Origin of the sequence: Pseudomonas songnenensis (genome assembly GCF_003696315.1) — a bacterium.
Classification (GTDB): Bacteria; Pseudomonadota; Gammaproteobacteria; order Pseudomonadales; family Pseudomonadaceae; genus Stutzerimonas; species Stutzerimonas songnenensis.
In genome coordinates, this window is the sequence record NZ_RFFN01000001.1 from 93,235 (window position 1) to 106,075 (window position 12,841).

The 12,841-nt window shown below is 67.0% G+C and carries 14 protein-coding genes and 1 riboswitch; of the genes, 11 read left to right on the plus strand and 3 right to left on the minus strand.

The genetic code is table 11. From position 1 onward, the window contains the following. Positions 1-3: 3 nt before the first annotated feature. Positions 4-834, minus strand: coding sequence for a phosphonate ABC transporter ATP-binding protein (phnC, locus tag EA798_RS00470; RefSeq protein ID WP_122097696.1), 831 nt, complete (start codon positions 832-834; stop codon positions 4-6). 278 nt (positions 835-1,112) lie between these two features. On the opposite strand from phnC, the gene EA798_RS00475 reads away from it, so the two are divergent. The 11 genes from EA798_RS00475 to EA798_RS00525 all read left to right on the plus strand — a co-directional run bounded on the left by EA798_RS00475 (position 1,113) and on the right by EA798_RS00525 (position 11,155). Then, the gene (locus tag EA798_RS00475; RefSeq protein WP_122097697.1) at positions 1,113-1,877 is read left to right on the plus strand and encodes an SDR family oxidoreductase; all 765 of its coding nucleotides are present in this window, start codon (positions 1,113-1,115) and stop codon (positions 1,875-1,877) included. A 172-nt stretch (positions 1,878-2,049) separates the two neighbouring features. Beyond that, positions 2,050-3,717 (plus strand): malonate decarboxylase subunit alpha, encoded by a 1,668-nt coding sequence (mdcA, locus tag EA798_RS00480; RefSeq protein WP_122097698.1) that lies wholly within the window; start codon positions 2,050-2,052, stop codon positions 3,715-3,717. Further along, positions 3,717-4,589: a triphosphoribosyl-dephospho-CoA synthase gene (locus EA798_RS00485; protein ID WP_122097699.1), complete on the plus strand. Its 873-nt coding sequence runs from the start codon at positions 3,717-3,719 to the stop codon at positions 4,587-4,589. The genes mdcA and EA798_RS00485 overlap by 1 nt, the downstream gene beginning before the upstream one ends. Before the next feature lie 2 nt (positions 4,590-4,591). Then, positions 4,592-4,891: a malonate decarboxylase subunit delta gene (locus EA798_RS00490; protein WP_110778703.1), complete on the plus strand. Its 300-nt coding sequence runs from the start codon at positions 4,592-4,594 to the stop codon at positions 4,889-4,891. After that, positions 4,884-5,750, plus strand: a complete 867-nt coding sequence (locus EA798_RS00495) for a biotin-independent malonate decarboxylase subunit beta (protein WP_013984460.1) — start codon at positions 4,884-4,886, stop codon at positions 5,748-5,750. Before EA798_RS00490 ends, EA798_RS00495 begins: the two co-directional genes overlap by 8 nt. After that, positions 5,747-6,532, plus strand: coding sequence for a biotin-independent malonate decarboxylase subunit gamma (mdcE, locus tag EA798_RS00500; RefSeq protein WP_122097700.1), 786 nt, complete (start codon positions 5,747-5,749; stop codon positions 6,530-6,532). Before EA798_RS00495 ends, mdcE begins: the two co-directional genes overlap by 4 nt. Positions 6,533-6,602: 70 nt before the next feature. Continuing rightward, positions 6,603-7,220 (plus strand): malonate decarboxylase holo-ACP synthase, encoded by a 618-nt coding sequence (locus EA798_RS00505; protein WP_122097701.1) that lies wholly within the window; start codon positions 6,603-6,605, stop codon positions 7,218-7,220. Then, entirely contained in the window at positions 7,217-8,143 is a 927-nt protein-coding gene (mdcH, locus tag EA798_RS00510) for a malonate decarboxylase subunit epsilon (protein ID WP_122097702.1), read from the plus strand. The genes EA798_RS00505 and mdcH overlap by 4 nt, the downstream gene beginning before the upstream one ends. Before the next feature lie 124 nt (positions 8,144-8,267). Next, positions 8,268-8,690 (plus strand): malonate transporter subunit MadL, encoded by a 423-nt coding sequence (gene madL, locus EA798_RS00515; RefSeq protein WP_003281894.1) that lies wholly within the window; start codon positions 8,268-8,270, stop codon positions 8,688-8,690. A 5-nt stretch (positions 8,691-8,695) separates the two neighbouring features. Next, positions 8,696-9,460 carry a malonate transporter subunit MadM gene (madM, locus tag EA798_RS00520; RefSeq protein WP_058065382.1) on the plus strand — a complete coding sequence of 255 codons (765 nt, stop codon included), beginning with the start codon at positions 8,696-8,698 and terminating at the stop codon, positions 9,458-9,460. Positions 9,461-9,648: 188 nt separating this feature from the next. Further along, a riboswitch (glycine riboswitch) is annotated at positions 9,649-9,736 on the plus strand. Positions 9,737-9,895: 159 nt separating this feature from the next. After that, a complete protein-coding gene (locus tag EA798_RS00525; protein ID WP_122097703.1) occupies positions 9,896-11,155 on the plus strand; it encodes a D-amino acid dehydrogenase in 1,260 nt (419 codons plus the stop codon). Positions 11,156-11,476: 321 nt separating this feature from the next. Here the strand turns inward: EA798_RS00525 and EA798_RS00530 are convergent, their stop codons facing one another. Together EA798_RS00530 and EA798_RS00535 are read right to left on the minus strand one after the other, a co-directional pair. Beyond that, entirely contained in the window at positions 11,477-12,424 is a 948-nt protein-coding gene (locus EA798_RS00530) for a LysR family transcriptional regulator (RefSeq protein WP_122097704.1), read from the minus strand. An 80-nt stretch (positions 12,425-12,504) separates the two neighbouring features. Further along, complete coding sequence (locus EA798_RS00535) at positions 12,505-12,711, minus strand: hypothetical protein (RefSeq protein ID WP_122097705.1); 207 nt, start codon at positions 12,709-12,711, stop codon at positions 12,505-12,507. Between the last annotated feature and the right edge of the window lie 130 nt (positions 12,712-12,841).

Genomic DNA, 12,841 nt, shown 5'->3' on the forward strand with positions numbered 1-12,841 from the left:
GGGTCAGCCGTTGACCAGCTGCAACGGCCGCGGCTCGGCGTTGCGGGCGCGGTCGGAGAACAGCAGGCTGGCGTCCAGATCGGCGCCATAGAGGTCGTTGAGCAGGCGGTCGCTGAGTGCTGCCGAGGGGCCGTCGTAATGGATGCGGCCACCCTTGAGCGCCACGGCGCGGGAGCAGTAGCGCAGGGCGTAGTCGACCTGATGCAGGGTGACCACCACGGTCTTGCCGTCCTGGCGGTTGATGTCGGCGAGGATTTCCATGACCTTGCGCGCCGACTCCGGGTCGAGCGAGGCGATCGGCTCGTCGGCGAGGATCACCTCGGCCTGCTGGGTCAGCGCACGGGCGATCGCCACCCGCTGCTGCTGGCCGCCGGAGAGCGTCGAGGCGCGCTGCGCGGCGCGTTCGGCCAGGCCGACGCGCTCCAGCGCAGCCATGGCCTGGCGTTTCTGCTCGTCGCTGAACATGCCCAGCGATCCGCGCCAGCGCGGCATGCGCCCGAGAAAGCCGAGCAGCACGTTGTCCAGCACGCTGAGGCGGGTGACCAGATTGAACTGCTGGAAGATGTAGCCGATGTCGGCGCGCAGGCGGCGTACCTCGCCGTGCAGGCGACCGGTGGCCTGCACCTCGCGGCCGAGCACCTCGATGCGTCCGCCGGTGGAGCGGTCGCAGCAGGCCAGGCCGGCCAGATGGCGCAACAGCGTGGATTTGCCGGAACCGGATGCGCCGATCAGCGCCACCATCTCGCCCGGCTGTATCGCCAGACCCAGGTCGAACAGCGCCTGCTTGCCGGCAAAGGTCTTGTTCAGTCGCTCGACTCGAATAGCCGCATTCATGTCTTGCCCTCTCGTCTGCGCGGCCGGGGAGGTCGGCCAACTTGTCTAGACGAGAAGGTAGTCAGGCTCTGTTGCAGTCCCGCTAAGCGTCCGTGAACCTGCGATGACCATTCGGTGAAGGTTCGATGGTCAGCGCAGCGGGCGCCGGCTGGCGCGCGATCAGCGCACGCGGCGCTTTGCCTTCGCGGCGCGGCCCCCTAAGCTGGACGCCGTCATTGCGTCCCGTGCTGGCGCGTCGTCTACGCGACCGTCAGGCATTGAAGAGAAAGAGGAAGAGCATGAAACAGAAGATCGTATTCATCACCGGCGCCACCTCCGGCTTCGGCCGCGCCACCGCCCGCCGTTTCGCCGAGGCTGGCTGGGCACTGGTGCTCACCGGGCGGCGCAGCGAACGCCTGGAAGAACTGCAGACCGAGCTGTCGGCGAAGGTGCCGGTGCACATCGCCACCCTCGACGTACGCCATGCCGGCGCGGTGAAGGAGGTGGTCGAGCAGCTGCCTGCCGGGTTCAGCCAGATCGATTGCCTGGTCAACAATGCCGGCCTGGCGCTGGCGCCGCAGCCGGCGCAGCAGGTCGACCTCGCCGACTGGCACACCATGATCGACACCAACATCACCGGCCTGGTCAACGTCACCCACGCGCTGCTGCCGACGCTGATCGCCACCGGCAAGGGCGCCAGCATCGTCAACATCGGCTCGGTGGCCGGCCACTGGCCGTACCCGGGCGGACACGTCTACGGCGCAACCAAGGCCTTCGTCGAGCAGTTCGGCTACAACCTGCGCTGCGACCTGCTTGGCACCGGCGTGCGCGTCACCGACATCGCGCCGGGCATGGCCGAAACCGAATTCACCCTGGTCCGCACCAAGGGCGATCAGGACGCCAGCGATCGGCTCTACCGCGGCACCACGCCGCTGACCGCCGAGGACATCGCCGAGCAGATCTTCTACGTCGCCACCCTGCCGGATCACATCAATATCAACCGTCTGGAAGTGATGCCGACACGCCAGGCCTGGTCGCCGTTCAACATCGATCGCGACAAGTAATCGGCTCCGGCAGGCGTGGCGTGCAATGCGCCGCGCCTGCTGCATCCCGGCAAACCGGCCGTCCAGACATATCGTTAACCCAAGCGTAACGATTGCGTCCGCTGCTTGATTGATGACCCTTCGGTCACGTCCCTACTGTGCGCTCCACAAGCGGAAAAACTGTGGAGTCGCCATGACAACAACAATCTCCCCACCGCCGCAGTGGTCGCGTCGTCGCGCTGAAAAAGCCCGTCGTCTCGATCAGGTGCAGAGCCTCGCCGATGGCGTGGTGCTGCCCAGCGAGCGGATCGTCGAGGCCCTGGAACTCTTGATCGCCCCTGGCGACCGGGTGGTGCTCGAGGGCAACAACCAGAAGCAGGCGGATTTCCTCTCCCGCTCCCTGGCCAAGGCCGACCCCGGCAAGCTGCACGACCTGCACATGATCATGCCGAGCGTCAGCCGCGCCGAGCACCTGGACCTGTTCGAGCGGCAGATCGCGCGCAAGCTCGACTTCTCCTTCGCCGGTCCGCAGAGCCTGCGCATCAGCCAGCTGCTCGAAGACGGCCTGCTGGAAGTCGGCGCCATCCACACCTACATCGAACTCTATTCGCGCCTCTTGGTGGACCTGATCCCCAACGTCGCGCTGGTCGCCGGCTTTCAGGCCGACCGCCACGGCAACATCTACACCGGGCCGAGCACCGAAGACACCCCGGCGCTGGTCGAGCCGACCGCGTTCAGCGATGGCATCGTCATCTTTCAGGTCAACGAAATCGTCGACGAGCTGCCGCGTGTGGATATCCCGGCGAGCTGGGTCGATTTCGTCGTGGTGGCCGACAAGCCGTTCTATATCGAGCCGCTGTTCACCCGCGACCCGCGCCATATCAAGCCGGTGCACGTGCTGATGGCGATGATGGCGATCCGCGGCATCTACGAAAAACACAACGTGCAGTCGCTCAACCACGGCATCGGTTTCAACACCGCCGCCATCGAGCTGATCCTGCCGACCTACGGCGAATCCCTCGGCCTGAAAGGCAAGATCTGCCGCAACTGGACGCTCAACCCGCACCCGACGCTGATCCCGGCGATCGAGACCGGCTGGGTCGAGAGCGTGCACTGCTTCGGCACCGAGCTGGGTATGGAGGGCTATATCGCCCAGCGCCCGGACGTGTTCTTCACCGGTCGCGACGGCTCGATGCGTTCGAACCGCATGATGTGCCAGCTGGCCGGGCAGTACGCGGTGGACCTGTTCATCGGTGCAACGCTGCAGGTCGATGGCGACGGGCATTCCTCCACTGTCACCCGTGGCCGCCTGGCCGGTTTCGGCGGTGCGCCGAACATGGGCCACGATCCGCGCGGCCGTCGCCATCCGACGCCCGCCTGGTTGGACATGGCCATGCCCGGCGGCGAAGCCCCGGTGACCATGCTCGAGCGCGGCAAGAAGCTCGTGGTGCAGATGGTCGAGACCTTCCAGGAAGGCGGCAAACCCACCTTCGTCGAGCAGCTCGACGCGGTGGAGGTGGCGAAGAAGAGCGGCATGCCGCTGGCGCCGATCATGATCTACGGCGACGACGTCACCCACCTGCTCACCGAGGAAGGCATCGCCTACCTGTACAAGGCCCGCTCGCTGGAGGAGCGCCAGGCGATGATCGCCGCAGTCGCCGGCGTCACCAGCATCGGCCTGCGCCACAACCCGAAGGACACCGAGCGCATGCGCCGCGAAGGGTTGATCGCTTTGCCGGAAGACCTCGGCATCCGCCGCAACGACGCCAGCCGCGAGCTGCTGGCGGCCAAGAGCATCGCCGAGCTGGTCGACTGGTCCGGCGGCCTCTACAACCCGCCTGCCAAGTTCAGGAGCTGGTGATGAGCGCACTCATTGCACGACAGGCGCCGTCCGCGGCCGAGCGCCTGGCCGATCTGGCGGTGCAGGCGCTGGTCGACGAGGCCGACCTGTCGCCCAAGCCGGGGCTGGTCGACCGGCGCGGCAGTGGCGCGCACAGCGATCTGCACCTGGGGCTGATGCACGCCTCGGCGCAGTCGCTGTGGCCGGCGTTCGCCGCCATGGCCGATGCCGCGCGGCGCGAAGGTCGGGTCAGCCAGGCGCTGCGTGAAACCCTCGGCCAGCTGGGCCGCGACGGCGAAGCGGAGATGTTGCGCGTCACCGCCGGGGTCAACACCCATCGCGGCGCGATCTGGGCGCTGGGGCTGCTCAGCGCGGCGGCGATGCTGGAAAGCGGCGCTTCGGCTGGCGGGATCGCCGCCAGCGCGGCCGCCCTGGCGCGGCTGGACGACCCGGCCGCGCCGCACAATCCGGACAGCCACGGCGCGCGGGTCTGCCGTCGCTATGGCGTGCTCGGCGCCCGCGAACAGGCCCAATACGGCTTTCCCGCAGTCATCGAGCACGGCTTGCCGCAGCTCCTGGCCAGTCGCCGCGCCGGCGCCGGCGAGCAGAACGCCAGGCTCGATGCACTGCTGGCGATCATGAGCAGCCTGACCGACACCTGCGTGCTGCATCGCGCCGGTCTTGAAGGGCTGACCCACATGCAGGCCGGTGCCCGCGCCGTGCTCGAAGCCGGCGGTGCCGCCAGCCTCGCCGGTCGTCGCCAGCTGCGCCTGCTCGATCGCGACATGCTCGCCCTCAACGCCTCGCCGGGGGGCGCCGCCGACCTCCTGGCCGCCACCCTTTTCCTCGACCGTCTGGCGCCGCATGCGCCGGCGCCGACTGGGAGCAACTGAACATGGAAACCCTGTCTTTCGAATTCGCCGCCGGGCAACCCGCCCGTGGCAAGGCCCTGGTCGGCGTGGTCGGCTCGGGCGATCTGGAAGTGCTGCTGGAGCCCGGCCAGGCCGGCAAGCTGGCGATCCAGGTAGTCACCTCGGTCAATGGTGCCGAGCAACGCTGGAAGAGCCTGTTCGAGCGGATGTTCCGCGGAGAGACGCCACCGGCATTGAACATCGATATTCACGATTTTGGGGCCACACCCGGCGTAGTGCGTCTGCGCCTGGAGCAGGGACTGGAGGAGGTCGGCCATGACTGATGTGTCCGCTAACACCGTGGCCCGTTTACTCGAGTCGCGCAGCTTCGTCGAACTCGGTGCCCGCCAGCGTGCCCGCGCACTGCTGGACGAAGGCAGCTTCCGCGAACTGCTCGATCCGTTCGATCGCGTCACCTCGCCCTGGCTGCCGAAGCAGGGCATCGTCACCCAGGCCGACGACGGCGTGGTGGTTGCCAAGGGCACCATTGACGGCCAGCCGGCGGTGATCGCCGCCATCGAAGGCGCCTTCCAGGGCGGCAGCATGGGGGAAGTCGGCGGCGCGAAGATCGCAGGCTTGCTGGAACTGGCTGCTGAAGACAACCGCAACGGCATCCCGACCCGCGCCGTGCTCCTGCTGGAAACCGGCGGCGTGCGTCTGCAGGAAGCCAATCTGGGCCTGGCTGCCATCGCCGAAATCCAGGCGGCCATCGTCGAGCTGCGCGACTACCAGCCGGTGATCGGCGTGGTCGCCGGTTCCGTCGGCTGCTTCGGCGGCATGTCCATCGCCGCCGGGCTGTGCAGCTACCTGGTCGTCACCCGCGAAGCCCGCGTTGGCCTCAATGGCCCGCAGGTGATCGAGCAGGAAGCCGGGCTCGACGAGTACGACTCGCGCGACCGCCCCTTCATCTGGAGCCTGACCGGCGGTGAGCAGCGCTATGCCTCGGGTCTGGTGGATGCCTACGTGGCCGACGACACCGACGCCATCCGCGCGCAACTGCACGAACTGTTCGCCCTCGGCAAGCCGCTGCAGCCGCGCAGCCGCCGCCACGCCTGGTACCTCCAGCGCCTGGCCGACGTCGACACCCGCACGCAGCTCGATGCTGCCGCCGTGCGTGCCCTCTACGAAGGAGATGCCCAATGAGCCGTGGACTGAACTGGTTGCAAGCCCTGGCCGGCGGTCAGGCCCTGGCGGGCTATCCGGCCTCGGTGAAGGTGGTCGACGGCACGCTCGGTGAGCGCGCCGCCCGCTATATCGCCGTGGTGCCGGACGCCGAGAATCCATTCCCGCGCGCGCGCAATGGCGAGGTCGGCCTGCTCGAAGGCTGGGCCCTGGGCCAGGCGCTGGACGAGGTGATCGCCGCCGATCGCGACAAGGCGGACAAGCGTGTGGTGGTTGCCGTGGTCGACGTGCCGAGCCAGGCCTATGGCCGCCGCGAGGAGGCGTTGGGCATTCACCAGGCGCTGGCCGGTGCGGTGGACGGCTATGCCCGCGCACGGCTGGCCGGGCACCCGGTGATCGCGCTGCTGGTGGGCAAGGCCATGTCCGGTGCCTTTCTCGCCCACGGCTATCAGGCCCAGCGGATCATCGCCCTGCGCGATCCGGGCGTCATGGTGCATGCCATGGGCAAGGCCGCCGCGGCGCGCATCACCCTGCGCAGCGTCGAGGAGCTGGAAGCCCTGGCCGAATCGGTGCCGCCGATGGCCTACGACATCGACAACTACGCGACCCTCGGCCTGCTCTGGGAAACCCTTTCGGTGGACAGCATTGAGCAGCCCTCGGCGGACGACCTGCAGCGGGTGCGTGATTGCCTGAACAAGGCCGTCGCGGACATCGGCGGCGGCAGCGGTCTGCGCGGCCGTCTCGGCGCGCCGAACCGCGAGGCGTCGTCACGGGTGCGCGAGCTGTTGCGCGCGCAGTGGTAGCGAACACCTGAGCGGCCGTACCGCCGAACCCATCAGCGACTCGACAACAACAATCACGAGGAGGCTGTAGATGCACGACACACCTCGCCCCCACGACCTGCTCTGGGGTATGACTCCAGCACAGCTGCCGGCCGATGCGCCCGCCTGGGCGGTTGCCGTGCTCGCCGCCGGCCAGCCGGTGGTGGTGCGGCGTGCGCGTGTGGCTGCCGGCCTGGTTGCGGTCGGGTTGCGGGGGGCGACGCGAGACCAGCGCCTGGCCGCGCTGATGCCGATCGAAGCGATCAGTCATCGGGTCGCGCCGGAAGCACTGCTGGCTCGTCAGGCCAGCGAGGATCTGCCGGTGTTCCGCGTGCTGGCCGAGCTACGCCCCTTGCTCGATGCGCTGGGCTACGCCTGGGGTGTCACCGGCTCGGCCGGCTTCCAGCTCGCCACCGGGCTGCCGACGGCGCATCCGGACAGCGATCTGGACCTGCTGCTCAGAACCGAGCGCCCACTGCCGCGTAGCGAGGCGCGCCCGTTGCTGCAGCTGCTGGAACGCCGCGCCTGCCGCGTCGACCTGCAACTGGAAACCCCGCTGGGCGGTGTGGCGCTCGGCGAATGGGCCGGTGGCGCCGCACGGGTGCTGGTCAAGACCGCCGAAGGACCGCGGCTGGTGAGCGATCCCTGGGCTACGGAGCGTGCCGCATGAGCAGCCTGTTCGCCTTTCCCGGTCAGGGCGCGCAAAAGCCTGGCATGTTGCAACGGCTGCCCGAGGCGCCGGAAGTCGCCGCGACCCTGGCCGAGGCCAGTGCCGCGCTCGGCGAGGATGCGCTGCTGCTCGATTCGGCCGAGGCGCTGCGTTCGACCCGCGCTGTGCAGCTCTGCCTGCTGATCGCCGGTGTCGCCGGAGCGCGCCTGCTGATGCGCGATGGCCAGCGGCCAGACTACGTCGCCGGGCTGTCCATCGGTGCCTATGCCGCGGCGGTTGTCGCCGAGTCGCTGACGTTCGCCGACGCCCTGCGCCTGGTCGCCCTGCGCGGCGAGCTGATGCAGCAAGCCTATCCCGAGGGCTACGGCATGACTGCCATCCTCGGCCTGGCGCTGGGCACGGTCGAGTCGCTGCTGGCCGAAGCCGAGGGTCCGGTTCACCTGGGCAACATCAACGCCGACAACCAGATCGTCATCGCCGGCAGCGACGCTGCCATGGCCACGGTCGCGGCGCGGGCCAAGGCGCTGGGCGCCTCCTGCGCGCGGCGCCTGGCGATGAGCGTGCCCTCGCATTGCGCGTTGCTCGAGCAGCCGGCACAGCGGCTGGCGGATGCCTTCGCCGAGGTGGAGGTGCGTGCACCGCGGATTCGCTACCTCAGCGGCTCCTCGGCGCGTCCGCTATTCGACGCCGAGCGTCTGCGCGACGACCTGGCCTTCAACATGTGCCGCGTCGTCGACTGGCACGGCACCCTGCGCACCGCCTACGAACGTGGCGTGCGTTTGCATATCGAACTGCCGCCGGGCCAGGTGCTGACCGGCCTGGCACGGCGGGTTTTCGAACAGGGTACGCTGGTCGCTTTCGACGGTGCCCGGCTGGACACACTGGACGCCTTGCTGCGTCAGGAGGGCAGCCAGAGCCGATAGACCGCGTGCACACTCAGCGCGAGCAAGCCTTACCTCGCCGGCTGATCGATGGATAAAAACAACTACCTCGACAACACGCGCTCAGCCCTCTGCAAGCTGCAGCGCAACCAAAAGGACAAGAACAATGATCATCTTTGGTGTGGCCTTTCTGGCCTTGTGTACCCTCACCGGCATCTTTGTCGGTGAGCTGCTCGGCAAGGCGATCGGCGTGCCGGCCAACGTCGGCGGCGTGGGTATCGCCATGGTGCTGCTGATCCTCATCGGCAGCTATCTGAAAAAACGCGGCCTGTTCAATCCGGAGTCCGAGCAGGGCATCAAGTTCTGGAGCGCCGTGTACATCCCCATCGTGGTCGCCATGGCCGCGCAGCAGAACGTTTACGGCGCACTTGCCGGCGGACCAATGGCGATTCTTGCCGGCGTCGCTGCGGTCGCGCTGGCCTTCATGCTGGTCCCGGTGCTCGATCGGATCGGTCGAAAAAAGCTTGAGGCCGACCCGACACTGCCGGCGGATCCAGTCAAGCCGCTCACCAGCAGTGGACGGGGGTAACGGCCATGTACGAATCTCTCATGAAAGTGATCACTGGCTACGGCCTGATCAGCGGCTTCGCCATCATCGGCGCGACCATGTGGATCTCCTACTGGCTGTCGGACAAGCTCACAAAGGGCCGCCTGCATGGCTCGGCGGTGGCCATCCTGATCGGCCTCCTGCTGTCGTACATCGGCGGCGTGGTAACCGGCGGGCAGAAGGGCCTGGTGGATATCGCGCTGTTCTCCGGCATCGGACTGCTTGGCGGGGCGATGCTGCGTGACTTTGCCATCGTCGCCACCGGCTTCGGTGTCAGTGTCGACGAGCTCAAACGGGCCGGGATGGTCGGCGTGCTCGCGCTGTTCATCGGTGTACTCGCCTCGTTCGTGGCGGGCGTGGCGGTCGCTTTCGCATTCGGCTACACCGATGCCGTCAGCCTGACAACCATCGGCACGGGCGCTGTGACCTACATCGTCGGCCCGGTCACCGGCGCAGCCATCGGCGCCAGCTCGGAAGTGATGGCGCTGTCCATCGCCGCGGGGCTGGTCAAGGCGATCGTGGTGATGGTCGCCACGCCCTTCGTCGCGCCTTACATCGGGCTGAACAACCCGCGCTCGGCGGTGATCTTCGGCGGCCTGATCGGCACCTCCAGCGGCGTGGCCGGCGGCCTGGCAGCCACCGATCCGAAGCTGGTGCCCTACGGTTGCCTGACCGCGGCGTTCTACACCGCGCTGGGCTGCCTGCTCGGGCCATCGCTGCTGTTCTTCGTCATGCGCGGATTGTTGGGCTGACCGCTGCGTTCATGAGCGGCCGGCCCCGGTCCGGCCGCTCAAGGCGAGCCCTGTTCAGCGGAGTGCTTCACGGGCGGCGAGAGCCTCCCGTCCGCGTCATGCGAATGTGGGGGTTACAGCGGTCGCGTTTTCTGGCAGGGTAGGCTTCGAATCGCGACAGAATGCCGCAACCGGCGCTGACACGAATCGATGTGATTGCGGGAGAGACTGCCGCATGGCAGCGCCGAAGGAGCAACCGCCCCGGAAACTCTCAGGCAAAAGGACCGCTATCACTGCTGACACTCTGAAGAGCCGACCGGTTTTCGTCGCCGGGCGCACCGAAGGAGCAAGCGAGCCGTCATGCGCTCGTGAATCTCTCAGGTCCAGAACAGAGGGGGCGCCCGCCGCGCGTTGGGCGCACGGGCTATGACCCCTCGACGTTCTGGAGCGACAACAATGAAAACAATCGCAGTCATCGGTGGCGGCATCACCGGCGTCACCACCGCCTATGCCCTGGCCAAGCGCGGCTTCTCGGTCACCCTGCTGGAAAAGCACCGCTACGCGGCGATGGAAACCTCGTTCGCCAACGGCGGCCAGCTGTCGGCCTCCAATGCCGAGGTCTGGAACCACTGGTCGACCATCGTCAAGGGTCTCAAGTGGATGCTCAAGAGCGATGCGCCGCTGCTGGTCAATCCCAAGCCAAGCTGGCACAAGCTCTCCTGGTTTGCCGAGTTCATCGGCTCGATCCCCAATTACCGCAAGAACACCGTCGAGACCGCGCGCCTGGCCATCGCCGCGCGCGAGCATCTGTTCGCCTGGGCTGACGAGGAAGGCATCGACTTCGACCTGAAAAAGAAAGGCATCCTGCACATCTACCGTGACAAGGCCGGCTTCGAGCATGCCGGGCTGGTTTCCCGCCTGCTTGCCGAAGGCGGTCTGCCGCGGCGCAGCGTGACGCCCGAGGAGATGCGCGCCATCGAGCCGACCCTGGCCGGCAGCTATTACGGTGGCTACTTCACCGAGTGCGATTCCACCGGCGACATCCACAAGTTCACCCATGGCCTGGCCACGGCGATCGAGCGGCTTGGGGTGCGTTGTTTGTATGGCGAGGACGTGCAGGCGGTGGCCACTGACGGCAAGCGCGCAACCGTGACGCTGGGCGGCGTTGCCGGTGGCGAGCGCCTGGAGTTCGATGGCCTGGTGATCTGCGCCGGCACTGCCAGCCGTGGACTGGCCGCGCAGCTCGGCGACCGCGTCAACATCTATCCGGTCAAGGGCTACTCGATCACCGTCAACCTGACCGACGAAGTCAGCCGCGCCTCGGCTCCCATCGTCAGCCTGCTCGACGACGAGACCAAGCTGGTCAGCAGCCGCCTCGGTGACGATCGCTTCCGCGTCGCCGGCACCGCCGAGTTCAACGGCTACAACCGTGACATCCGTGCCGATCGCATCCGCCCGCTGGTGGACTGGGTCAACCAGTGCTTCCCAGGCGTCAACACCCGCAGCGTGGTGCCTTGGGCCGGCCTGCGGCCGATGATGCCGAACATGATGCCCAAGGTTGGCCGCGGCAGCTCGCCGTGCGTGTTCTACAACACCGGCCACGGGCACCTGGGCTGGACGCTGAGCGCGATCACCGCGGATATGGTCGGTGACGTGGTGGCGCAAAGCCTGGGCCGCCCGGCTCCGGTCGCGTCCGGGCAGACAGCCGTCGCCTAGTCATGCAGTTGTAGGGTGGAAGACGGCGACCTCTTCCACCTTTGCGCGCCGGCTCTGCACCCACGATGTGGCTGGCTTCACGTCGGGTGCAGGCTTGTGCGTTCCGGCCCTGCGTTGATTGGCCATGTGGGGGCATTGGCGTCATCGTAATCCTGTGGCGTTGCGAAAGGCTGTGTGGGCAAGCTCCGCGTTATCCACCCTACGTCGCCCAATACAGCGGTCGTAGGGTGGAAGACGGCCAAGCCTCTTCCACCGCTGCGGCGCCGATCATCCCGTTCCGGCTGGCTGACGCGTGGAAAACCGTCGCGCGGGTTTTAAACCCTACGGCGTTTCAGGCTTGGCACCCTCGCCCTGCTCCAGCGCACGCCGCGCATACATCCGGCATTCGGCGAGCAGCGCCAGCAGGTTGGGGTCGCGTTCCTTGGCCTTGAGGAACACCACGCCGATATGCTGCTGCAGCCGGTAGCGCGCCTGCAGCGGGATCAGCCGCACCCGTGATTCGTAGACCATGCCCACGCGCCCCGGCAGCAGCGCGTAACCGACCCCGGAATTGACCATGCTGAGCAGGGTGAAGATGTCGTTAACCTGCATCGCCACCTTCGGTTCGAAGCCCGCCTGCTGGAACACCCGGTTGCCGTCCTGATGGGTGGCGAAGCCCTGCGACAGGGTGATGAATGTGGCGTCACGCAGATTGCTGAGATCCACCTCGCTCTGGTTGGCGAAGGGCGAGTCGGCAGGCGCGGCGAGGAAGATGTCATCGGAAAACAGCTGCACCTGGGCGCAGTCCGGGTCGGCCACGCTCTCGTTGAGCGACACCAAGATTGCGTCGAGCTCCATGTTCTTCAGCTTGTAGAGCAGGTCGACGTTGGAGCCGAGGATCAGGTCGATGTTGAGTTCGCTGCGGCGCAGCTTCAGGCCCATGATCAGCTGCGGCACGGTTTTCACCGTTAGCGAATACAGCGCACCGAGCTTGAAGCGCTCGGCCGAGAAGCCGGCGGCCTCGCGGGTCTGGCGCACCGTCTCGAGCACGTCCTTGACCAGCTGCTGGGCGCGCTCTTCGAGCACGTAGGCGCTCTCCAGCGGAATCAGGTTGCGCCCCTCGTGCTTGAACAACGGGCAGCGCAGCGCGCTTTCCAGGGAATGGATGGCGCGGTGCACGCTGACGTTGCTGGTGTTCAGCTCGACCGCCGCCTTACCCAGATTGCCGCTGCGCATGAAGGCCAGAAACACTTCCAGCTTCTTCAGGGTCAGCTCTTCGTCGATCTGCATGGCCGTTGCTCCGCGGTCGGGCAGACGATTATGCCGAACTCGTCCTCAGGCGGGGCGCGAAAGCGGAGCAGTGCTGGCGATCAGGACAGGGCGAGTTCTTCGTCTTCCGGAATCTCGTCCGTGACGTATACGCGTGCGTGTTCGCTCTGGGCGTCCTCGATACGCAGGCCGAAATAGGTTTCGTCATTGGCGTCCCAGAACGCCTCGACCTGCTCAAGTGAGGCCTGCTCGAGCAGGACCTGGCCGGTGTGCTCGAGGATGATGGAATAGCGGCGATTGGCGGACATGAAAAGTGACTCTGATCATCGGAAGGGCTGCACCCGCAGCTGTGATGTCATTTTGTCACTTCGCGCGGCTTAATCCCTGTCCGTTCATCGCCCGCCGGCGTTCAGCTGCCGAACGGTTGTCCACACTAAG

Coding starts and splice junctions, on each gene's coding strand:
- phnC (WP_122097696.1), bottom strand. CDS start 834: ATGAATGCGGCTATTCGAGTCGAGCGACTGAACAAGACCTTTGCCGGC.
- EA798_RS00475 (WP_122097697.1), top strand. CDS start 1,113: ATGAAACAGAAGATCGTATTCATCACCGGCGCCACCTCCGGCTTCGGC.
- mdcA (WP_122097698.1), top strand. CDS start 2,050: ATGACAACAACAATCTCCCCACCGCCGCAGTGGTCGCGTCGTCGCGCT.
- EA798_RS00485 (WP_122097699.1), top strand. CDS start 3,717: ATGAGCGCACTCATTGCACGACAGGCGCCGTCCGCGGCCGAGCGCCTG.
- EA798_RS00490 (WP_110778703.1), top strand. CDS start 4,592: ATGGAAACCCTGTCTTTCGAATTCGCCGCCGGGCAACCCGCCCGTGGC.
- EA798_RS00495 (WP_013984460.1), top strand. CDS start 4,884: ATGACTGATGTGTCCGCTAACACCGTGGCCCGTTTACTCGAGTCGCGC.
- mdcE (WP_122097700.1), top strand. CDS start 5,747: ATGAGCCGTGGACTGAACTGGTTGCAAGCCCTGGCCGGCGGTCAGGCC.
- EA798_RS00505 (WP_122097701.1), top strand. CDS start 6,603: ATGCACGACACACCTCGCCCCCACGACCTGCTCTGGGGTATGACTCCA.
- mdcH (WP_122097702.1), top strand. CDS start 7,217: ATGAGCAGCCTGTTCGCCTTTCCCGGTCAGGGCGCGCAAAAGCCTGGC.
- madL (WP_003281894.1), top strand. CDS start 8,268: ATGATCATCTTTGGTGTGGCCTTTCTGGCCTTGTGTACCCTCACCGGC.
- madM (WP_058065382.1), top strand. CDS start 8,696: ATGTACGAATCTCTCATGAAAGTGATCACTGGCTACGGCCTGATCAGC.
- EA798_RS00525 (WP_122097703.1), top strand. CDS start 9,896: ATGAAAACAATCGCAGTCATCGGTGGCGGCATCACCGGCGTCACCACC.
- EA798_RS00530 (WP_122097704.1), bottom strand. CDS start 12,424: ATGCAGATCGACGAAGAGCTGACCCTGAAGAAGCTGGAAGTGTTTCTG.
- EA798_RS00535 (WP_122097705.1), bottom strand. CDS start 12,711: ATGTCCGCCAATCGCCGCTATTCCATCATCCTCGAGCACACCGGCCAG.